This window comes from Balneola sp. (genome assembly GCA_003712055.1).
GTDB lineage: Bacteria > Bacteroidota > Rhodothermia > Balneolales > Balneolaceae > RHLJ01.
Window position 1 is genome coordinate 233,787 of record RHLJ01000006.1, and the last position, 22,034, is coordinate 255,820.

The following is a 22,034-nucleotide window of genomic DNA, read 5'->3' on the forward strand; positions in this document are numbered from 1 at the left end:
CGCATGGCAGAAGTAGGACCTGTCTTCGGAATATTAGGAAAGCTAACGATCACTTTTTCTTTCCTGTTCTGTTTAATTTCCCTCATTTACTATTACCTGGCTGCAAAAAATGAGGACGAAAAGAAACTGAGAATCGGTAACTGGTTATTCGGTCTTAAAGGCTTCTTTATGATCGTTGCCTCTGCAATGTTGGTTTGGTTGATCTTCAAGCACCAGTTTCAGTACTACTATGTCTTCAATTACACTAGTCTTGATTTAGCTCCGAAATATTTGTGGTCTGCCTTTTATGGAGGCCAGGAAGGCAGTTTTATGCTTTGGATCTTCTTTTCTTGGCTTATTGGCTTAGGGCTTATGAGATGGACCAGGGCTCCATATAAAGCACCTGTTTTGTTTTTCCTTGGGCTTACTCAGCTTTTTCTTATTTCTATGATCCTGGGCTGGAGATTTGGGGATATGACCTTAGGAGCATCTCCGTTTCGTACTATAGCGGAGGAAATGCCCAATGCTCCGTTTATCCAGGCTAACCCTGATTTTATACCTGTTGATGGAACAGGATTAAACGACCTATTAAAAAGTCCATGGATGATGATTCATCCACCGTTACTTTTTGTGGGCTTTGCAATGATGACCATTCCATATTGTTTTGCTATGGCAGCCTTGTGGAAGAGAAAGTATAATGAGTGGGTCGGTCCGGCACTTCCGTGGACACTTGGTGCGAATCTTTCCTTATTAACAGCGATTTTTCTTGGTGGATATTGGGCTTATGTAACCCTTTCTTTTGGTGGATTTTGGGCGTGGGATCCTGTTGAAAATGCTTCTTTAGTACCCTGGCTGATTGGTACGGCTGGAATTCATACGATGATTATTCAGCGGAAAAGCTCTGTTGCTCAAAAGTCTTCGCTGATCTTTGCAATCCTGGCTTATGTAGCGATTGTATATGAAACCTTCCTAACCCGTTCGGGAATCCTTTCCGACTCTTCCGTTCATAGTTTTGTTGATCTTGGACTTTATAATCAGCTTTTGATATTCATGTTGGTAGTAACAGGAGTTGGACTTGGAATGTTTTTCTGGAGATATAAGGAGCTTCCTTCCCCGGATAAAGAATCAAAGATCCTGAGCCGGGAGTTTATGACATTCACCGGAGCAGTGATGTTATTCGTACTGGGGCTGGTCATTATCTTAGGTACAAGTTCACCGATCATTGGATTATTATTTAATGATAATCCAACTCCTCCTGAAATCAGTTTCTATAATGACTGGAGTATGCCCATTGCTATTATTATGGCAATTCTAACGGTACTTGGTCAATACCTCTTCTGGAAAAAATATGATGCGGAAACATTAGCAACGGCGCTTATTTATCCATTGCTGATTACCTCCTTGCTTACTCTTGCTTCCATTATTATTGGAGGTGTTCGGAATGCTTACTACATGCTTTACTTGTTTGCGGGGTTCTTTGCAATAGTTGGGAATTCATGGGTAGTTGGCAGACTCGCAATTCAAAACACAAAACTTATTGGTGGTTCTCTCACGCATGTAGGTTTTGGAGTTCTTCTTATCGGGATTTTGGCTTCAACCGCTTATAACCGTCCTCTTCTTGATCAAAATACTGAGGACTATAATGCTGCAGTAAAAAGAGGAGAAGTACAAGATCCGCAGGGTTTTACTATTTCCCAGACAATTGAAATGTTGGAGCTGAACCTTGATGAGCCAAAGGTCATAAATGACCAATACATTGTTACATACGAAGGCTATGACTTGAGTAATCAAAACAGACCAGGCCAGCAAACCTATCGCATTCGTTTTCAAGAGGTAGATGGTGGGCGTCCATTTTATTTATATCCCGAGGTATACCCGATGCTCGCAACATCTACTCCGGGCAATGTAAGTTGGTCGGTAGATCCTGATGTACGAACAGGCTTATTGAGCGATATTTATTTATATGTAGCAGGAAGTGCGTTTGTTGATCAAAGAAATAAACAGATTGAACGGCAACAGGAGCTCCTCCAACCAGCTTCAGATGAAACGGAAGATCAGCTACAAGCTCAAACTATAGAGTTTGAACGAGGATCAATAAAAGAAGTGGGTGGATTCAGGTTTACGTTTAATGATTTCATTCAAGCTGATTCAGTTAACCTTCCTACCAATACAAGTATAGGAGTTCGTGCACAAGTAGAAGTATTCCATTTTGCCAGTGGTCAAACCTATCTTATTGAGCCATTATTTGCTTTATTTGAAGAAGAAGGGCAAACTTTTGTACTCTCACCTCCGGTTAATCTTAGCACTCACGATCTTGTTTTTCAATTCACCAGCGTTAAACCGGAAAGCAATTCTATTGAGCTTTCCATTACAGGTCTCGATGAAGAATATCAAGAAGACTGGGTTTTGATTGTAGCGGAGAAAAAACCATTTATATCAGTTGTGTGGACTGGTACGTTCCTGCTTATGGCTGGATTTACCGTTTCTATTTTCAGACATTGGGGAAGGGAACGCAAGAAAAGCGAAGAATAAGCGAATGAAGAACATTAGAAGTATGAAGCGTGAAGCAATTCAAAATTCAAAATTCAAAATTTTGAATTGCTTTGTGCTCATTGGGTTCATGCTTGTTCCACTATTTGTTTCAGCTCAGGACCTAAATCCTAACTCCGAACTCCCATCTCCAAGAACAGCATTTCTTCGCTCTTTAGTGGTACCGGGATGGGGACATCATTATGTGGATAAATCCAACTGGACCAGGGGGCAATATCACCTTGCTGCCGATGTAGCGATGATTCTCTCCTATGCAGGATTAACGATTCGTGGAAATCAGTTAGAAAGGGAACTGGATGTGTATGCATTGAGCAAAGCTAACGCAGATATTTCTAATCGAAACCGTGAATTCCAACTAGCAGTTGCGACTTTCGATAACCTAGGTGAGTATAATGATTTTCAGCTTCGCTCAAGAAACTGGGATGATCTGTTGCCTGACATTGCCGAGAATAGATGGAATTGGGGAGAAGATGCTCAACGATTTCAATTCCAGGATATGAGGGAGAGAGTAGATAGAACGAATAGCCAACTACCTACTATTGCAGCGCTCATGGTAGCCAATCGGTTAATAAGTGCATTGAGCGCCTATAATCATGCCCGCAGAGTTTGGGATAACGCTCCTGAAGCAAGCTTTTCTTATCTCAATGAATTCGGCCAGCCAGGGGTAACAGCGAATCTGCGCTTCAACTTTTAGAAGAGCATGCCTCGGTATAAACTTACGATCGAATACGATGGAACTAACTTCTCAGGATGGCAGGTGCAGCCCGAAGCCCGAACAGTTGAAGGAGAATTAGAAGAAGCTTTTTCAAAAGTAGTACAGCAACCGATTGATCTTATAGGGCAGGGAAGAACAGATGCAGGTGTTCACGCTTTAGGTCAGATTGCTCACATTGATCTTCCTGAAGGAACCGATCCGGATAAATTGATCTTTAGTGCAAATCGAATAGTAAGTGAAGAAGTATTTATTCATTCGATTGAAGAAGTGACTCCCGCTTTTCACGCTCGTTTCGATGCAACGTTTAGAGAATATGAATATCAGTTGATTAGTACATATTCTCCTTTGAATAGAACCAGAAGCGTACTTCTACCAAGGGAGTATGATTCCAATTTGATGCATCAAGCTGCTACTTTGATAAAAGGAGAACATGATTTTGCTCCATTTTCAAAATTCAATGAAGATAATTATACCACTCTTTGTACAGTGCTTGATTCTGAATTTGAAGAAACAAAAGGTCTGCTGATTTACAGAATACGAGCTAATCGATTTCTACGAAATATGGTTCGCCGATTAGTTGGTACAATGATAAAAATTGGAGAAGGAAAACTCAGTCTTACAGAATTTGAAGCTGCGCTATCCGACCCGAGCTATGAGATAGCTACTCAAACTGCTCCGGCAAATGGGTTGACCTTAAAAAAGGTGCATTATTAACTATTCTGGGTTGTCAAGTACAACATCAAAGAATACGCTATCTCCTGCAAACGCTGTAAAAACCCCTAGTGCATTTTTAATATTCGAGGGAGGTTCATTCAAATCCCTGGAATCTTGTGTTTCTGCTTCAAAGAGATCTACATACTCTTCGTTAACACGGTAGACTTTTATTATATGTAAGCCATAAGTGGCGAGGCTAAACCCAACTATTTCAAAGGAAGGGTCGGTAGAAGGTTCTCCAATGAATCGGAATTGACCTAATGTATTCACTAATTGCTCCGGAAATTCTTCGGGGAAGATTGGATTAAGTGTATCGGTACGGCTTTCAATAACCAGATAGTGAAAGTCACTTTCAGGATCCCATTCAACCAAAAGGTTAGAGTTTTGTAGCGCAATGGTAAAACGTTCTTGAAAATCAGGTCCAATACTAATATTAGGAATAAGTAGTGTATCGGATTCTGCTCTGAGATTAGTAGTAGGTTCTGGAACATAGGTAGTGCCCGAAGAAGTACGGTCGCCAACAGTAACCATTAAGTCAAAACGATCTCCTCTGACTATATCGATACTTCCTGGATTAGGGTTTTCGTATTTACCAGTTGTCTCATTAAAAACCAGAGAGTATTCTTGATCCTGATTTCGAGTCAAAACTACTGTTGCGTCACTTATCGGAACATTGGCATTGTCGCTATCCGAAAATGAGCTAATGGTTTTAACGGTGATATCATTGACAGGAATTCCTTCATAGATAAAAGCTTCAACTACATAATTAGAAGTATCAGGCTGACTTGCTATGTGGCAGGAGCTTACTGTGAATGCAAATGCTAAACCGAGATATATAAGTTTCTTCTGTCCCATTAGAAATCCACTTTTAAAGAAAGGTTAGGGGTTAAACCAAGATAAGTAACCTCAGTAGTTTGAAAGGGCTCCTGGCTAAAATCATATTCGTAATACCAGATATTTTCCCGATTGTAAAGATTGAACAAAGAGAGGGTAAAGGTAGTTTCTACTTTCCTTACCCTAAGTTGATAGTTAAGAGCGAGGTCTAAACGGTGATAGGCCGGTAGCCTTGAGCCATTTTTCTCTCCAACTCCGACATAATTCAACTCTCTTCCATCCAGTAATTCAATGGAATATTCTCCTTCCGGCTCTGTATAGGGTTTACCTGAACCATAAATAAAGGTGCCAGATAAATTCCAGTTCCCAAAGGCATAGCTTTGAACAAGTTTGATTTCATGCCGTTGATCATGAAGAGCAGGGAAGGGTTCTCCATCATTAAATACATCAAATTCATTGGCTATACTACTTAAGGTATAAGAAACCCACCCGGTTAGAGAACCTGTTTTACGTTGCAGCAAAAACTCTATTCCACTGGCCTCGCCATCTCCTTTAAAAAAGAGCTCATCTGTATTCACATCCCTATCCTGCCTGAAACGAAGAGAAAACTCAGAAAGATTTTGAAATATCTTGTAATAGGTTTCGACGTTGAAGAGCCATTGACCATTTTCTAAAACCACGCCACCAACAAAATTATCAGACAAACCAGTGTCAATCAGTTCGTTGTCTGTGAGTAACCAAAAATCCCGTGAGCCCTGGGTTATATCTTCATTGATAATGCGATTTACAAATTGGTAATGCCTTCCATAAGCTAATTTAAAAGTCAGAAAACTGGTTAACTCATAGGAAGCAGAAGCCCTTGGAGAGAGTAATAGTCGATCACTATTTTCATAATAAGTGAGCCGTAAGCCAGGGCTAAATGTAAACGCTTGAGTAGGTTTCCACTCGTCCATCAAATAAACGGCTCCAAGCCAGGCTTCCTGGTTTCGTTCAACGAGGGTCAGTGTGTCGTTTCTTGCATTTAAATAATCCACTTTAGAATTAGTGGCCTGCACCCCAAACCCCACTTCATGGTATTGGTTCAATTTCCATTCCCAGTCCATTCGGGAAGTAAAATCTCTCACATTATTATCTTCAAAGTTGGAGCTGGAAAAGCTGAAAAGCGTGGTATCCGATTCAGGAATAGTATTGGTAAGATAGATATTATTGAAATAATCACTGAAGTACTCAGATCCAGCAACACTGATGTTGCTGAATAATCTTGGTCCCCATTGACGTGTCCATGTAAGCGAACCAGCGATATTCCCCCAATCCGTATTTTCAGATACATCAGATGTAAGAAGTTGCTCTCCCTGAACCTCGGCATTCTGGTTTGGGCTAAAAGCAAAGGTTGAAATTCTAGATTCATCCAGAAAATCATTTCCCCTGTAAAAACTGGCTATGATCGCATCTTTAGATCCCGGTCGATACGTTAACCTAAGGTTGACATCATAGAAATAGAACTCTGGCTCTACCTCGTTCACATTGAAGTCAGGATTTGGATTCGGAATATCACTTTCACCAATCAGGTTATCAGAAATGCTGTTAAAAAGCCCGCTTTGCAAGATATCGCTGTACGATCTGCGAAAGGAACCCATCACATTCAGGGATTTAAAAATGGGGAGTTCCAGATAGGCTCCTGTATTCATCAGGTTAAGATTCAACCCGCCTTTTATATTGGTTGTACTTCCTGATTTACCTGTTAAATCAACTACACTGGAAGTACGTCCACCATATTTAGCCGGAAAGGTGCCTTTATATATTTGTACATCCTTAATAGCATTGGCATTGAATGCACTAAAAAAACCAAAGAAATGGTCCACCTTGTACACGGTCATTCCATCCAGTAATACCAGGTTTTGATCAGGAGTTCCCCCTCGGATATAAAGGCCTGAGGAATTTTCATTGGTACCGCTGACCCCGGGTAGTAATTGAAGGGATCGAAAAATATCTGTCTCTCCGATACTCGGAAGCAGTGACATCTGCTCTGGGGACATGGTCACTTTACTAATTTCATCGGATGATTGGATAAAGCTATATGACTCAGCTGTGACAACGACGTCTTCTAACTCGGAATTTATTCTGCTTAACCTAATGACTAAATCGGAGCTCGTATTTATAGAATCAGAAGAGATGAATAGGGTCTGATATCCGATATAGCTTATTCTTAGGGTGTATTCCTCCTCCTGGATATCTAACAGGGTAAAAAAACCTTCGACGTTGGAATTACTCCCTCTTGATGTTTCTACAATAAAAACATTGGCAAAGGAAAGTGGTTCGTCCGTTTCACTATCCAAAATTCGACCCGAGATATTAGTTTGTGCATATAAGCTGTTAAAACATATCCAGCATATAGCTAATCCCCACAAGCTTTTTCTTATCATAAAAAGTTAGTTTCATTAACGCGTTACAGAACAAATACACGTCATATAGCTAATACCCCTAATGAGAATTAAAAAAAATATGAGTTTTTTGTACGATTTAAGGTTGATTGTAGATTGACATTCTCTGTATATTTGTCGCTCTCCAAAAACGGGGAAGCTGTCATTCCTCGGTAGCTCAGTGGCAAGCGAGCGATGAGGCAGTTATCCCGACGGATGTCGGGACGTTGGTTCGCCAACGATATTTATTGAAAAGCCACAAATTATCTTCCTCGGTAGCTCAGTGGCAGAGCAATCGGCTGTTAACCGATCGGTCGTTGGTTCGAATCCAACCCGGGGAGCGAAATTAAAAGGGTTAGACATTACATGTTTAACCCTTTTTTTATGAACTATTATCTCTACATACTAAAATCTGAGGTTAAAGAAACTTACTATACAGACGTTTCAGACGATCCTCAACGAAGGCTGAAATACCACAATTCCGACGTGTAAGGATATACTCAAAAGTACCGGCCATGGAAATTGGTATTCGAACTACCTTTCATACTAAACAAGAAGAGTTAGCAGCTGAGCGGAAGGTCAAGAGTTGGAAAAGCAGAAAAATAATCGAGTGTTTAATCCGGGGAGAAATTTTTATTGAAGATTATCTATGATGTAGCGATTGGATGTTTTCTTTTTTGTTCTCTTTATTTCTAAAAATAGGAGCTAATTTTAAGACGTAACTTCTCTTGATTAAAAGTGGTTTATGACAAATAGAGCTTGGGATATTATCATTATTGGAAGTGGACTTGCAGGGTTATCTGCTGCCATTGAGGTGGCAAAAAATGGCCGCTCCGTTGTGATAGTAGAAAAGCGTGATACCGTGGGTGGAAACTCTAAAATCAGTGGTGGTTCTTTGGCTATTGCTGGTTCTTTCCAGCAAAAAAAACAAAACATTAGCGATAGTTCTAATCAGTTTACTAATGATATACTAAATGCTGGCAAAATAAATGACAAGACGTTGGTTGAGCAATTGGCCAAAGGTTCAAAAGAAGCTCTTCAGTGGTTAAAAACAGAGGTTGGAGTTGAATTTATAGAGCAGTTAGAAAAAGTGGAGGGACACACTATTGCGCGGATTCATACACCCAAATCAGCTTCAGGAGCAGATTTGATTAATCCTGCTTTAAAAAGAGCCAAGCAATTGGGCGTAGAGATCTTTACTGGATGCAAGGCCTCCCAAATTCTACTTTCAGATGATGGTAAGGTAAGTGGTGTTGCTGTAGAATGGACTGGGAAGGAATGTGCTCTTTATGCTCAAAAGGCCATAATTTTAGCTAGTGGCGGTTTTTCAAGTGACGCAAGGTTAAAAGTTGGAAAAAAGAATGTTCTATTACAGACAAGCTGTTTACCCAATACAGCCAAAGAAGGAATTGATATGGCTGTAGCCATCGGAGCAAGTACCAGGGATATGGATACCTATTGTTTTTTGCCAAGTACTTCAAACAATACACTAGATTATAAGGAAGATAATATAATCTCAAGTTTTGTGAGCTTTTTGGCATTGCACAGAGGTGTTTTGATAAATGCTGATACAGGTAAGCGGTTCGTGAACGAAACTGTATTGAGGGAGGAACTAACATCTGCTATTTTAAAAATAGGAAAGCCCGTAATTTCTATTAGTTCACAAAATATTTTAGAGCATGCTAGCGATGAACTAATGCGAAAAATAAGGCAACTCGATGTCAGGTTAATACAAAAGTTCAATACGTTGGAAAAACTAGTAAGCAGATATGAAATACCACAGAAGGCCTTACAAAATACCTTGAGCCATTATAATGAAATGCTCGCTACTGGTAAAGATGCAGATTATGGAAAAGTATTATCACAAGACCTCAAAGCGATTAAACCACCTTTTATAACTACTTGTATTTTTCCCAAAGTGCATTATACTCCCGGTGGATTGGTCATCAACAAGAAAGCACAAGTATTGTCTGACAAGGGGGAAATAATCCCGGGACTTTATGCAGCTGGAGAAGTCACTTCAGGTATTCATGGAAAGTCTCGGTTGGGTGGATGCGCGCTAACTGATTGTGTAGTTTTTGGCAGAATAGCAGGCCGGCAAGCCAGCTATTGAAAAGCTGAAACAGTATTTAATGATGTAATTAAGCAGGGGAATCAATCTAACGCACTAAGTTAAAAGTGCAAACAAATACAAAAACCAAAGTGAAGTATGAAAGACAAAAGTATTCAGCTAGGTATCGGAAAAGATGAACTGGATGATCTGGATATCCCCAAACGCTATCAGGATTTTGCCTCCGTTTATAATCAAAAAGTAGAAGAATGGGGATATCGAGCTTTTCAGAAAGGTGCAGAATTACTCAATCAATACTTAAATGAAAACGAAGACATTTTGGATGCAGGTTGTGGAACAGGTTTGGTGGGAATGGCACTTTCCAATAAAGGCTTTACCAATATTACAGGTATTGATGCCTCTCCGGAAATGCTTGAGGAGAGTAAAAAGCATCAATCATACAAAGCACTGTATTTGCAAGACATGCGAAAAACCCCTTTTCGGTTTGATGAAAATAGTTTTAATGGGATAATCTGCATAGGAGTCTTGTCACTCATACCTGATATTGAAAGTCTTCTGGCTGAATTTATCAGACTAACAAAGCATGGCGGATATATCGTATTTAGCCAAAAAGAAGACTTATGTAAGGAACGGGAATATGAGCAGATATTGCAGATGCTTACTGACAAGAAATGTTTGAAGAGGGAATTTGTAAGCAAACCTGAGGAATGGTTACCAAATCGTGAAGGGTATGAAAACGACAAAATGCTTTTCTTCGTTTTTCAAGTTTTGAAGGCCTGAATAATTAAAAAGCAGTCAAACCTTTTTGGCTATTTGGAGCTTTTCTTCCAGCAGAACTAAGTTATTTAATAACCGGGCTAACTTTTCAAATGTATCGATAAGGTTAAGCAATGTTTTAGAACCTTCCTTACTCACTAATATGTACCGGGAACGAATAGATTGCATTATCTGGTCATGATTATCATTAATCAAAGAAAGACTTTCCAGATCCGTCAGCTCATGTTTTTCTAAATAACTGGTATATGTAAGCAAATGGGTTTGAATAGCTTGCATAATATCTTCAGTAAGTTCAATTTCTTTAGAGTTCTTTAAAGTGGAATATTCGGTAATCAACTCGTAAGTACTCTGTTCCAGATTAGATATGAGGTAGTGACGCCTTTGAATATTTAGCAAAAGCTCGAAAAGGGCGTTATCAATATTTGAGGATAAACCATCTTTCAAGGTAATTACAATTCTTTCAGAGATATTTTTGAAAGAGAGATGGCGGTTGTCTAAACTTTCTTTATCGAATAGTTCATGTTTTTTTTCCCTGAAATAGAAATAATCAGGCAGCCAGGACACAATTCTATTCTGCTCTTTTCTTACGGAGAGTAAGATGGTATCTAGACCCATTGATCCGATTTCGGTAAGGTATTTTGGTGAGCCCTGCACCTCAATGTCGGTGAGCGAATACCGCTTTTCTACCCACCTAATCATGTAAGGTTTGACAAATGAAAAGGCAATACAAAAAATAAGATGATAGGCAATGGCTATGAATAAAAGTTGATGAGATAATGAACTAAAAATTCGAGCAGTACTCTGTTCGATAAGATGAAGTCCGCTGAAGTGGTCCAGCAAATAAATAAACATTGCCAATGTTGCTCCAATAACCTGATATGAAACAAAAATCATAACGGTTTGTTTGGCACCTCCCTTAAAACCTATCGCCGGTAAATAACAACTTAATGCCAGCCCGAATTGTGCTCCCAAAAAAATTGTCATTATCTGAGGGAAGCTCAAAACACCATTTGCGGCAAGGGTTAGTGCTATAAGCAATACTGCCGTGATGGATTGCATAATAAAACACAGAAAAAAACCGATAGGAATACCAACAAGTATATAGCTTAGACTAAAGGCAAGCGTCTTATTAACCCATTCCAAATCTTTGAGAAAAACAGTTACGGTACCAATTTCATATAAGCCAAACAGAAGAAGTGCTAAACCAAATGCAGCACCTAAAGCATTGACAAACTTTTTAGGGAACTCAAATGCCCAAAGCATACCGGTTAAAAAAAGCATAGAGAACACGAGAAGATCAATAGGAAGAACGCTAAGGCTTATGACTAAAGCGCCTCCCAGGTTTGACCAAATAATGATTGAGTATGAATTTTTGACACGTAAAAACTGACCTTGAACAAATCCGGCTATTATAAATAACACGCTACCGGCACTGGCCATAAAAAGTCCGGCGAAAACACCGCTGATAGAACTACTTATTTCGTTATTGGTAATCGGATCAAGTAATTTGTGTAATCCCCTTGCTGTAAGACGTTTTAAATTTTCCGAAAGAATTTTAAAGCCAACAAAAAACAAGCTTAAGCCTGCTCCCTCCACTAAAAATACTCGTAATGCCTCTATGCTCATAGTTTGTTTTTTTCAAAAAACAAGATTACTCTTTTTTTGCAACTAACCTAAAGTTGGCTTTCATAAGCAACATTCTAATGTTAGTATTTTGAAGATGTTAAAATTTCGGTTCCTTAAGCTGATTTTTTATGTTAGTATGTCTCTATAAAAGCTAAAAAAAGCTAATTAGCTTATAAATTAGTACAAATTTAAAAGAATAAGCATTAACCCTGAAATGCATACTAATTTTGACTTTAAAAATTGCTTACATGATTTTTTTACTAATCATGGGCTGGTTTATTTGAAATGTGGAACCGAATGGGAAAGTATGGAATATCAGGAAATAGGTCAGTTGCACGAGCTTTCCCGAGAGTGTTTCCCAACCATGGTTAAAATAGCCGGACAAGAAGCTCGAACCGATTTGCGGCACATGAAAGCGTTGGGGATCAAGGTTATTTTAGGTCCATTAATTGAGTCGGAATATGCACTTAAAAAGTTCGTCACAACAGCACAGCAAGAATACGGTCATGATCAGGCACTTCAGCTTGGTATAAACCTTGAAACCAAGCAAGCCCACGAACAGTTAAATCGTATTTTAAATAATGCCTATTTCAACGAGATCGATTTTGTCGTTATAGGCCGTTTAGACCTGTCCCAATCCTTAGGCTTTAACACTATAGATGTACCGGAAGTACACAAAATAACGCATGACTTTATTAAAGCTGTTCACAGCAAAGGGAAAAAAGTATCGGTTGGTGGTTTTGTGAATCCTATAAGCTGTGGTTTGATTAAAGATGATTTAAAAGCTGATTTTTTTAATACAATTCACTTGGTTTTTGATCTGCAAAAAGTTCAGGATACTTACCTCACTACTCAAAAGGCAATAGAATTTGAAATAGAACTTTACCGCTATTGGAAAGCTATTAATTCAGCTCGGTCATCTTTTTATGACCAACGTGTTGATTTGTCATTAAAAAAACTAAATCCGACAGCTTAAACCTCTCACAGAATTCTGACATCCTAGTTTATGGCTGATGTATTTGACTTTACAAAAGAACAAACATCTTCTTCATTCTTCGTTTTAGATGCAACGTTGAGAGATGGTGGACATTTAAATCAGTGGAAATTTTCTTCTGAAGAGGTATTTGGTTTAGTGAAAGGGGTAATACAAGCGGGAGTAGACGCCATAGAAGTAGGGTACATTAGTGACCCAGGCAAAGATTCGCCCACCGTAACCTATTGCGATACTCATTTTCTCGACCAAATTAAGACAGCTATAGGAAATAGAAATTGTGCTATAGTGAGCATGATACATCAGCAAACCAACCAGGAAGCATTAATTAAAGAAAGAAAGGATTATCTAGACTTGTTAAGAATACCAACAACCTACGATGGATTGTCCCAGGCACTTTGGGTTGCGAGTTTGGCAAAAAAGTACAATGTACGAACAAGCATTAATCTCGTAAATCTTTCCACTTTGACCAAAGAACAAGTAGAAGAAGTGGTCACCACAATCGCTAAGGAAGATGTTGCTGATATATTTTACCTGGCTGATTCTCGAGGGGCTTGCAGTCCCAATGAAGTAATGTTAATGACAGAGATAGCAAAGGAATATTGGGAAGGGCTGTTGGGCTTTCATGCGCATAACAATCTTGGATTTGCCGCTATCAATTCTCAGGTAGCACTGGAAAGTGGGTGCCATATTATTGATGGAACATTGAATGGCTTTGGTATAGGTTTGGGGAATCTTGACTTGGCACATGCGCTAACTTTGATTCAGCCCTATAATCGATCTAAAAAATACAATCACAAACCAATTCAAGATCTTCAGCATTTTCTTTCTATTAACTTCTTCGCGGAGTGGAGTTATATGTACTATTTAACGGGATTAAAAAACATGGCTCCTTCGTGGGTGAAACCTCTTATGGAGAAGTTTGGGAAAAAATGCCACGAATATGTGAGCTATATTCCAAGTAAACCCTATTCGAACTTAGATGAAGTATTAACAGAAATTGAAAATTACACTTTCAATCAAATTTGATCCGGAGATACAAAAGAAAGAAGACAGATGAAAAAAAAGTGTTTGGTCTTAAATGATCGTGAAGCTCTTCCTGAAGCTGCATTAGCAGATATAGCTCACCTTGTGGATATTTCATGGGAACAAGATCCTCCTGAAAGATTTTCTTTGGAAGAGGCTGTTCAAAGAAACAAGGATACACAGGTTATTATAACTACTTACATGGATTTGAAGGGGCACATCCTGGAACAAATGCCCGGTCTTGAAGCAATCATCACCACTACTATTTCTACTCATTTTATTGATTCAGGATATTGTAAAAAAAAAGGAATTAAAGTCTTTAATACTGAAAACTATACCGGAACTTCAGTGGCAGAGCATGCGGTAGCCTTAATGATGGCTACTATACGTCATATCCCAAAGGTAGATAATGAAGTGAAGCAACAAGGGAACAACAACTGTTTTGAGTACAGAGGCATAGAACTATATGGAAAAACAGCAGGCATCATCGGTTTTGGAAATATTGGCTCAACCATTGCTCGATTGTTAAGTGGCTTTGGAATGAAGCTTCAGTACTATAACCGGTCTCCTAAGTCATCTAATATCGCCCAACAAGTAGAACTGTATGATCTTTTATCATCTTCAGATATAGTGTTTTTATCCCTTCCTTTAAATCATGAATCTCATGAAATAATTAGAGAAGAAACATTGGCCAGGATGAAAAAAACTGCTGTATTGATCAATGTCTCCCCTGATGAGGTGATGGATATCGATGCTGTAAAACAGGCCCTTAGCCGGGGAGATATTGCCGCTGCGGGCTTAGATCTACTCCAAACGGGTGTTTTTAAGGACTTATCCAATACCGTTCTAACTCCTAGAAGAGCCTGGTATACCGAAGATTGTTTTAACAGGCGAATTGGAATGTGGAAATCTACGCTTGTAAATTTTGTGGAAGGGAAAAGCCAAAAAGATATTGCTGATTCAGATTTTGTGCCTATTGGCTAAACATCTGAATGGACAACATAATGTTGATCATTTATGCGATAATCTTATATCGATTAAGTGATAGTTGGAAACCCGGGGAGCAAAAAAAAAGCCTTCCATCTCATCATGGAAGGCTTTTTTTATTTCTTGTTGATGGACTCTTAATCGTGATCCAATCCTAAAACAGGTGGAGCACCATTTGATTTTAGTCGTTCAGCCAATGCGGGTATTACTTCATGCATTAATGGGTGGAATTCATCGTGAATTACTTTGAATTCCTCTTTGCCTACGCGAAGCATATCTTTTTGCATGGCTGTTGGGCCGTAAGTTCCTCTAAGCCCACCAAAAGCAACGGAGATTCGATTCATTACCGTTTTTGGCATCACGTCTCTTAATTCTCTTTGAGGCAGGTTTCCATTCATTTTGGTATCCAGTGCCTTAAGTGCCATTTCAGCATCATGTAAATCTTTCATTAGCTCAGCATCCGGAGTTGCAGAACGGCTAAGTGAAAGCTGCATGGCGGTAAGTAGTTCTTCCGCTTCATCCATCTCATTGTTAAGCATCTGCACATGATTTGAAAATTCCTGCAATTCATCCCGGAATGCGAGTACTTCTGAATCAGATTTTCTAGGAAGAGCACCTTCTCGAAGCAGAACAACATCGAACTCAACCATTCCTCCAATATTAGTCGAAACTCCATCTACAATTTTTACGAGTTGAGCTGAATAGGTACCAGGTCTAGCCATAATTCCAAATCCACCACCTCTTGTTTGTTCCGGGTTAATTAACCCTTGCGAGGCAGTACGCAAATTCCAGTTTATGCGATGGAATCCTTTTGAGGTTCTCGCTAGCACTCGTTGAACCAGCTCGCCATCGGAGTTATAGATTTCCAGATGAATAGCTGGAGATTTTTCGCGCATTTCAGCCTCCAAGGATTCCCAGCCTGGAAATGGTATATCAGCATCACCCAGCTCTTTTTCCATTTTCTGACGTTCAGCTTTTAACGTAGTTAAGCCTTCCTTCAGGTAGTAAGTGAAGTTAACACCGAACCGCGGATTAGGAGCGGAGTAGTAATCATCACCCATATACCGGGATACATTTGTCTGGACATACCATTCTCCATCTCTAGGCTCAAATAGATGAGCTTCCTGATCCAATAACTCAGGAGTTAAACTTCTTAATGGAGAATAGTCATCGAGTATATAGAATCCTCTTCCAAAAGTAGCTCCAACCACATCATTTTCCCGGCGCTGGATAGTGATATCACGGAAAGAAATAGTAGGTATTCCTCCCTTCATTTTAATCCACTCGTTCCCGCCATCAATGGTGAAATAAACTCCAAATTCATGGGCTAAGAAGAACAGGTCTTTATTCACATGATCCTGAACAATTCTCCATACCATTCCAACTTCAGGAAGATTACCAGCTATGGAAGTCCAGGATCTGCCATAATCGGTACTTTTAACCAGATAGGGTTTGAAATCGCCTTCTTTATGATTGTCTAGGGCAGCATAAACTGTAGCTTCATCGAAAAGATCAGCACGGACATCATTCACAAAGGCATTTTCAGGCACCCCTCTGATGCTTCCCACTTCTGTAGCTGTCCAGGTTGCTCCGCCATCTGTGGTAGATTGAAGGAGTCCATCGTCGGTACCTGCATACAGTACATCTGCATTAATGGGTGATTCACCTAATGATGTAATAGTCGAGAACTCAGACATTGCGTACAAATCCCAGGCATGATCCCAGCTCTGAGTACGTCCCATAATAGGTTCGGTAATCCGGTCTTTGTCTTTGGTTAAATCACCTGAAATTGCTTCCCAGCTATCGCCACGATTGGTGGATTTCCAGACACGGTGCGAGGCAAAATAAATGGTACTTGGTACATGCTGAGAAGGGAGGATAGGGGCATCCCAATTGAATCGTTCTTCTCCTTCGCCAACACCAGGCTGTGGCTGAATGAACACTGATTCACCTGTGATACGATCTAAGCGATTTAAGTACCCTTGCTGAGATTCTGCATATCCTATGTCCGGATTGCCCGGTTCAACCGCAGATTGATGCCCGTCACCACCTAATACACGAGACCAGTGAGCATTGCGAATTCCACCTGCATCGCTGGTTCGGGATGGACCTCCATGAGATCCGTTATCCTGGGTACCTCCATATATATTATAAAAAGGTTCTGCGTCATCAACTGCTAGTTTATAGTACTGAGTAATAGGCAGGTTTTTGATGAATCTCCAGGATTCGGTGTTATCTACCGTTTCATAAATGCCACCATCGGTTCCCAAAAGCAGATAATCCGGTTCGTCAGGTAAGAAATTCAAAGAATGGGAATCAGAATGCGTAGCACTGGTATTTAATCGGCTGAATGTCTTTCCATGATCATAGGAAACCTGCATACGCACATCCACCAGGTAAATAGTTCCAAAATCATGAGGTGAAGCATAAAGCTCCTGGTAATAATGGGGTCCAGTTGCACCCGCTACAGCGTCTGACATTTTTTTCCATGAAGCTCCCTGATCGGTGCTTGTGTACACTCCTCCTTCACGCCTTATCAATTCAATAGCAGCATATACATAATCAGGATTTTGCGGGCTGATGGCTAAGCCGATCTTTCCTTTAATACCTCCTGGTAATCCTCTTTTTAGCTCCGTCCATGTTTTACCACCATCGGTTGATTTATGGATTCCCGATCCTGGTCCTCCATCAACAAGAGCAGCAACGGTTCTGTGTCGTTGCCAGGTAGCTGCATATACAACATTAGGATCCCGAGGGTCAACTACGATGTCTGTAACTCCAACCCATTCATCATCGCCAAGGGTTTTGGTCCACGTTTTACCACCATCTTCTGTGAGGTAGAATCCACGCTCACCACCTTTATTCCAAAGTGGGCCTTGTGCGGCTACCATTACAATATCAGAGTTTGAGGGGTGAACGATAATTTTCCCAATATGCTCTGATTCGGGTAGTCCCATATTTTTCCATGAAGCACCTCCGTCTTCACTTAAGTACACTCCATCGCCAAAAGCCACATGCCGGCCTCCAACATTTTCCCCGGTACCTACCCAAATTCGGTGAGGATTATTAGGGTCGATGGTTATACAACCAATGGAATACACAGATTGTTTATCAAAAAGAGGGGTCCAGGTAGTTCCTGAGTTTTCAGTTTTCCAAACACCACCAGAACCTACAGCGACATACCAAACATGTCGGTTATCTGGGTGGATGGCTATGTCAGCAATTCTTCCAGAGGTAAATGCTGGTCCTATATTTCGAAATGCAAATGCATTGTAGCTTTGCTTCGCAATAGCAGACGAATTATCGTCCGAATTTCTGGATCTTTGAGCGGTAGCAGTATCAACGGCCATCAATACTATAACCGCAAGGATTAGGTATCTTTTTAAAGACATTGTATTAGAGTAGTTAGCTTAGAAATTATTGGGGGAGCAAAATGCTACAAAATTGTACCAATGAAAAATGGTGTCAGTAGCTGTAACATCTTTTTAATGGTTTATAGATTAGCAATGCTAATATGTGCAATAAATTGGCTTTGATATGCAAATCAATTTTCGATCATACTCAATAGATTCGTCTAAGAATTAATTGATAGCCATGGGAATCAGCGAGTTTTCAGATCCATTTAAAAAAATCAGACAGGAAGAAGGCATCCTTAAAACCGAAGATCATGGGGAAGAAGTTAACCTGGTCTTGCGGTTAAAGGACGTCAGAAAATGTGCTCATCAATGGGAGTCATTTAAATCGGGGAAAGCCAAACCTGGTCGAATAGTTATTCCCTCAGAAGAGGAAATTAGATCCATTCGCCAAATTCCGGTAGAAACAGACCCTCCACAGCATTCGGCTTTTCGTGATTTATTGGATACCTGGTTTAAAAGACCTCTTAATAATGATTACCAGGAAAAGTTGAACAAGATCATAAATGGTCTTTTGGATGAAGTAATAGAAGAAAAAAATGTAGAAGTAGTTCATGATTTTTCTTTAAAGCTGCAATCGCGAGCACTGGCATTACTTCTAAATACCTCAATGGATGAATCCGAAACGTGGATAAGCTGGGGTACTCATGTGTTTAGAGCAGAAGGCAATGAGTTGGATCAAAGCAAGGCAAGTACGCTGGATAGCTATATCCTAAACAAAATAGAAGAAGCCACTCAAAATCCTGGCGATGATCTGTATTCAATATTGCTTGAATCAAAGGTGAATAATCGAACGCTTACTACTGAAGAAATACATGGGATCATCAATTTAACCTTTGCTGGTGGCAGAGATACCGTAATTAATGCGCTAACAAATTCCATCGCGTATTTTGCAGAGCATCCGGATCGATTGAAATGGCTTAAGGAATACCCGGACTCCATTAACAAAGCTGTTGAAGAATTGTTAAGGTATTTTTCCCCTCTTACCCATTTAGGGCGTGTCAGTTCATCGGATACGGAAATCTGTAGTCATGCTATTAAAGAAGATGCAAAAATAGGATTGAATTGGGCCTCAGCAAATCGCGATGAAGCCGTATTTGAAAACCCTGATCAAATAGAATTAGATCGAAAAGTAAATCCTCATGTCGCTTTTGGATTCGGTATACATAATTGTCTTGGCGCTACTCATGCCCGACAGATCCTTCGACAAACTATAAAACTGCTAAGCGAGCGAGTCGCCTCAATTTCGATTCACACCTTCGAAGAGAATTTCGAGGAAATTGGATCATTAAAGAGAAAGACTGGGTTCGAGTCACTTCGTGTATCCTTCAACATCAATTAATAAGACCATGGCCAAGATTACATTTATTACCAAATCCAACGAAAGAATTATACTAGAAGATGATTCCGGAAGCATTATGGAACTGGCTACGTTTAACAATGTGCCTGGTATTGAAGGTAATTGTGGCGGAGTGTGTTCTTGTGCTAATTGCCACGTCCATGTTCGGCCAGAAGATTTTAATAAAGTTGGAGGATCAAGTATGCCAGAATCAGATATGCTTGAATTTGAGGATAATGTAACCGAATACAGCCGACTATCATGTCAGATAGAGATTACGGAAGAATTGAATGGCATTACTCTTTATGTGGCGAATGAATAAGCTTTGTTAAGTTCTTGCTTCTCAACTTTCGAAACTGAAGGGGGGAAGTGTTTTTAAAAGAACTGAAGCAACGATGAAACTGGCTTTGACTTTCAAACCCAACTTTGTAGCAAATATCATTTACACTTTCACTGGTGTTCAACAGTAAATGACAGGATATTTCAATTCTGGTTTTATTTAGATAAGTAGTAAATGAATGTCCATTTATTTGTTTAAACCATCTGCTAAAGGCCTCTTTATTCATATTGGCGATACCAGAAATTTCTTGTAGAGATATTCTCCCGCTAATGTTATTGAGCACATAATCAGTGACTATTTCATAACGCTTCTGCGATTTATTATAGGAAGCTGGAATTACATAGTCTTGAGAAGCTAGCGTAGTTTTATGATGATTTTTAACTAGTTCGAATAAAATCTCAATGGTTGCAGAAAATTTAAGAGGGTCAGGAAGAGTGGTAAACTCATCTATTTTGTCCAGGATCAATTTCCCGGGTGTTGGAAAGAAATACCCCTTTTTTGCAGCTTCTAAGAACTGATTTAGTTCATCGAATTCAGAAAACGATTCAAAAATTCTGGAAGAAAATTGGAGTACAAACGCTTCAGAAGTGATGCTTTCATCAAAACTTATCCAGTTATGGGGCAGGTTACTTCCTAATAAAACGAGGTCATTTTTCTCGAAGGATTGGATTGAATCACCTACTACTCTGATGCCCGAGCCCTGTTTGATGAAGGTAAGTTCAATTTCAGGATGGAAATGCCAAAATGAAGGAAAGCGAGACTTCTTTATCCAAAACGAATGGATAGAATGGGAAGAATTTTTGTCGAAGATGAGTTCTTCTTCAGCTCTATAACTCTTCATAAATCGCACTTTTTAACTACTATTTAACATTTATCGCTAATATATGCGATTAATCAGTGGTAAAGGAAGCAATTTAAATCCAGGTAATCTCACTATTCACGTATTGCTTCTTGTTTTAATTTAGAGTATCTCAAATGCTCTTATTTTTAATTCAGGAGAACCTTCACAACTATGGAAATCGCATTATCCGGTTCAGTTATAAAACAGGTGGATGTCATCATTCAAAAGGCCATCGATTATGGAGTTAGTGACATTCATATTGAGCCCTTTGAGAAAAGCTATCGACTGCGTTACAGACTTGATGGAGTACTCCAAAAAGTGGCCGAATTGTCGATCAGTCAAAAAGACGCCCTGGTTTCGAGGGTTAAAATAATGGCTCACCTGGATATAGCTGAAAAGAGAAGACCGCAAGACGGACGGATTAAAGTACGATCGGGTTCCGGGAATGATATAGATTTAAGGGTATCGACATTACCTACACAATTCGGAGAAAAGGTGGTACTCCGTATCCTGGATAAAAGCCACTTGCAGCTTGAATTGACAAAGCTTGGATTCGAAGGGGATTTGTTAACAACATTCAGAGAAGGGATTCATAACCCATATGGGATGATTTTGGTAACCGGACCTACCGGAAGTGGTAAAACCACGTCGCTTTATGCTGCTCTTAATGAACTGAATACTCAGGAAGTAAACATCACTACTATTGAAGACCCCATTGAATACAACCTGGAAGGAATTAACCAAACACAGGTTCACGAAGAGATTGGTCTTACTTTCGCACATGTACTAAGATCCATCCTGAGGCAAGATCCAAACATTGTAATGGTAGGAGAGATACGGGATAAAGAAACTGCAGAGATAGCCATTCGGGCAGCATTGACTGGCCACCTGGTATTTTCCACATTACATACAAATGATGCAGCCTCGGCCATCACCCGCTTGACAGATATGGGGATTGAACCTTTTTTGGTTACTTCGTCAGTTAAACAAGTACTTGCCCAACGATTAGTTCGTCGAATATGTGAAGATTGTAAATCAGAATATGAACCAGAAGTAAGTAAACTTAAAGAGCTGAGACTTCCAACTAAGGATCAAACTTACTATCAAGGCAAAGGCTGTGAAAAGTGCAATCAGACAGGGTATAAAGGAAGAATTGCACTTATTGAGATTCTTCCAATTTCAGATGCGCTATCTCAGGTTATCAATTCAAATAGCAGTGCCATGGACATAAAAGAGCAGGCAAAAAAAGAGGGAATGATAAGCTTAAGGGAGACAGGAACTAGACTCATCTTGGAGGGAATAACAACAGTATCAGAAGTATATAAAGAAACGGTTCTTTAGCCCTGGCTTACGCGCAAGAATGAAAAACTTTATGAGCTACTTTTGATCCGCCGTTTCAAATTTGAGAATC

At 39.7% G+C, this 22,034-nt stretch carries 16 protein-coding genes, 1 tRNA gene and 1 pseudogene; 13 read left to right on the top strand and 5 right to left on the bottom strand.

Going from position 1 to position 22,034, the window contains the following annotated elements; genetic code table 11:
• The first annotated feature begins 3 nt into the window (after positions 1–3).
• Genes ED557_14470 through truA form a run of 3 tightly spaced genes read left to right on the top strand, consistent with a single transcriptional unit; the run spans position 4 to position 3,958 of the window.
• On the top strand, positions 4–2,511 hold the full coding sequence (locus ED557_14470; GenBank protein ID RNC79720.1) for a hypothetical protein: 2,508 nt from the start codon (positions 4–6) through the stop codon (positions 2,509–2,511).
• Positions 2,512–2,533: 22 nt separating this feature from the next.
• Complete coding sequence (locus tag ED557_14475; GenBank protein ID RNC79721.1) at positions 2,534–3,223, top strand: hypothetical protein; 690 nt, start codon at positions 2,534–2,536, stop codon at positions 3,221–3,223.
• 6 nt (positions 3,224–3,229) lie between these two features.
• A complete protein-coding gene (gene truA, locus ED557_14480) occupies positions 3,230–3,958 on the top strand; it encodes a tRNA pseudouridine(38-40) synthase TruA (protein RNC79722.1) in 729 nt (242 codons plus the stop codon).
• Here truA and ED557_14485 read toward each other — a convergent pair whose 3' ends face one another.
• Together ED557_14485 and ED557_14490 are read right to left on the bottom strand one after the other, a co-directional pair.
• Positions 3,959–4,813, bottom strand: a complete 855-nt coding sequence (locus ED557_14485) for a DUF4249 family protein (protein RNC79723.1) — start codon at positions 4,811–4,813, stop codon at positions 3,959–3,961.
• Positions 4,813–7,215, bottom strand: coding sequence for a TonB-dependent receptor (locus ED557_14490; GenBank protein RNC79724.1), 2,403 nt, complete (start codon positions 7,213–7,215; stop codon positions 4,813–4,815). Before ED557_14490 ends, ED557_14485 begins: the two co-directional genes overlap by 1 nt.
• Before the next feature lie 266 nt (positions 7,216–7,481).
• Between ED557_14490 and ED557_14495 the strand changes: the two genes are divergently transcribed.
• The 4 genes and pseudogenes from ED557_14495 to ED557_14510 all read left to right on the top strand — a co-directional run bounded on the left by ED557_14495 (position 7,482) and on the right by ED557_14510 (position 10,063).
• Positions 7,482–7,556: transfer RNA gene (locus ED557_14495), tRNA-Asn, on the top strand.
• 40 nt (positions 7,557–7,596) lie between these two features.
• Positions 7,597–7,865: pseudogene (locus tag ED557_14500) on the top strand (GIY-YIG nuclease family protein).
• 92 nt (positions 7,866–7,957) lie between these two features.
• Positions 7,958–9,325 carry a flavocytochrome c gene (locus ED557_14505; GenBank protein ID RNC79725.1) on the top strand — a complete coding sequence of 456 codons (1,368 nt, stop codon included), beginning with the start codon at positions 7,958–7,960 and terminating at the stop codon, positions 9,323–9,325.
• Between the two features lie 96 nt (positions 9,326–9,421).
• Positions 9,422–10,063, top strand: coding sequence for a class I SAM-dependent methyltransferase (locus ED557_14510; GenBank protein ID RNC79726.1), 642 nt, complete (start codon positions 9,422–9,424; stop codon positions 10,061–10,063).
• 15 nt (positions 10,064–10,078) lie between these two features.
• Here the strand turns inward: ED557_14510 and ED557_14515 are convergent, their stop codons facing one another.
• On the bottom strand, positions 10,079–11,686 hold the full coding sequence (locus tag ED557_14515; GenBank protein ID RNC79727.1) for a hypothetical protein: 1,608 nt from the start codon (positions 11,684–11,686) through the stop codon (positions 10,079–10,081).
• Positions 11,687–11,900: 214 nt separating this feature from the next.
• Between ED557_14515 and ED557_14520 the strand changes: the two genes are divergently transcribed.
• The 3 genes from ED557_14520 to ED557_14530 are packed head-to-tail and all read left to right on the top strand — an operon-like array spanning position 11,901 to position 14,687.
• On the top strand, positions 11,901–12,662 hold the full coding sequence (locus tag ED557_14520; GenBank protein RNC79728.1) for a hypothetical protein: 762 nt from the start codon (positions 11,901–11,903) through the stop codon (positions 12,660–12,662).
• Between the two features lie 30 nt (positions 12,663–12,692).
• Entirely contained in the window at positions 12,693–13,706 is a 1,014-nt protein-coding gene (locus tag ED557_14525) for a hypothetical protein (GenBank protein ID RNC79729.1), read from the top strand.
• 27 nt (positions 13,707–13,733) lie between these two features.
• Positions 13,734–14,687: a hydroxyacid dehydrogenase gene (locus ED557_14530; protein RNC79730.1), complete on the top strand. Its 954-nt coding sequence runs from the start codon at positions 13,734–13,736 to the stop codon at positions 14,685–14,687.
• Positions 14,688–14,827: 140 nt separating this feature from the next.
• On the opposite strand, the gene ED557_14535 is transcribed toward ED557_14530, so the two are convergent.
• Complete coding sequence (locus ED557_14535; GenBank protein ID RNC79731.1) at positions 14,828–18,082, bottom strand: glycosyl hydrolase; 3,255 nt, start codon at positions 18,080–18,082, stop codon at positions 14,828–14,830.
• Between the two features lie 202 nt (positions 18,083–18,284).
• Here ED557_14535 and ED557_14540 point away from each other — a divergent pair, with 202 nt between their 5' ends.
• Both ED557_14540 and ED557_14545 read left to right on the top strand, forming a co-directional pair.
• Positions 18,285–19,445, top strand: coding sequence for a cytochrome P450 (locus ED557_14540; GenBank protein ID RNC79732.1), 1,161 nt, complete (start codon positions 18,285–18,287; stop codon positions 19,443–19,445).
• A gap of 7 nt (positions 19,446–19,452) precedes the next feature.
• Positions 19,453–19,764 (top strand): 2Fe-2S ferredoxin, encoded by a 312-nt coding sequence (locus ED557_14545; protein ID RNC79733.1) that lies wholly within the window; start codon positions 19,453–19,455, stop codon positions 19,762–19,764.
• Here ED557_14545 and ED557_14550 read toward each other — a convergent pair.
• Positions 19,739–20,623 (bottom strand): helix-turn-helix domain-containing protein, encoded by an 885-nt coding sequence (locus tag ED557_14550; GenBank protein ID RNC79734.1) that lies wholly within the window; start codon positions 20,621–20,623, stop codon positions 19,739–19,741. The genes ED557_14545 and ED557_14550 overlap by 26 nt on opposite strands.
• 171 nt (positions 20,624–20,794) lie before the next feature.
• Here ED557_14550 and ED557_14555 point away from each other — a divergent pair, with 171 nt between their 5' ends.
• Entirely contained in the window at positions 20,795–21,964 is a 1,170-nt protein-coding gene (locus ED557_14555) for a type II/IV secretion system protein (protein ID RNC79735.1), read from the top strand.
• Positions 21,965–22,034 lie beyond the last annotated feature (70 nt).

Coding starts and splice junctions, on each gene's coding strand:
- ED557_14530 (RNC79730.1), top strand. CDS start 13,734: ATGAAAAAAAAGTGTTTGGTCTTAAATGATCGTGAAGCTCTTCCTGAA.
- ED557_14535 (RNC79731.1), bottom strand. CDS start 18,082: ATGTCTTTAAAAAGATACCTAATCCTTGCGGTTATAGTATTGATGGCC.
- ED557_14485 (RNC79723.1), bottom strand. CDS start 4,813: ATGGGACAGAAGAAACTTATATATCTCGGTTTAGCATTTGCATTCACA.
- ED557_14540 (RNC79732.1), top strand. CDS start 18,285: ATGGGAATCAGCGAGTTTTCAGATCCATTTAAAAAAATCAGACAGGAA.
- ED557_14515 (RNC79727.1), bottom strand. CDS start 11,686: ATGAGCATAGAGGCATTACGAGTATTTTTAGTGGAGGGAGCAGGCTTA.
- ED557_14525 (RNC79729.1), top strand. CDS start 12,693: ATGGCTGATGTATTTGACTTTACAAAAGAACAAACATCTTCTTCATTC.
- ED557_14505 (RNC79725.1), top strand. CDS start 7,958: ATGACAAATAGAGCTTGGGATATTATCATTATTGGAAGTGGACTTGCA.
- truA (RNC79722.1), top strand. CDS start 3,230: ATGCCTCGGTATAAACTTACGATCGAATACGATGGAACTAACTTCTCA.
- ED557_14475 (RNC79721.1), top strand. CDS start 2,534: ATGAAGCGTGAAGCAATTCAAAATTCAAAATTCAAAATTTTGAATTGC.
- ED557_14470 (RNC79720.1), top strand. CDS start 4: ATGGCAGAAGTAGGACCTGTCTTCGGAATATTAGGAAAGCTAACGATC.
- ED557_14555 (RNC79735.1), top strand. CDS start 20,795: ATGGAAATCGCATTATCCGGTTCAGTTATAAAACAGGTGGATGTCATC.
- ED557_14550 (RNC79734.1), bottom strand. CDS start 20,623: ATGAAGAGTTATAGAGCTGAAGAAGAACTCATCTTCGACAAAAATTCT.
- ED557_14510 (RNC79726.1), top strand. CDS start 9,422: ATGAAAGACAAAAGTATTCAGCTAGGTATCGGAAAAGATGAACTGGAT.
- ED557_14545 (RNC79733.1), top strand. CDS start 19,453: ATGGCCAAGATTACATTTATTACCAAATCCAACGAAAGAATTATACTA.
- ED557_14490 (RNC79724.1), bottom strand. CDS start 7,215: ATGATAAGAAAAAGCTTGTGGGGATTAGCTATATGCTGGATATGTTTT.
- ED557_14520 (RNC79728.1), top strand. CDS start 11,901: ATGCATACTAATTTTGACTTTAAAAATTGCTTACATGATTTTTTTACT.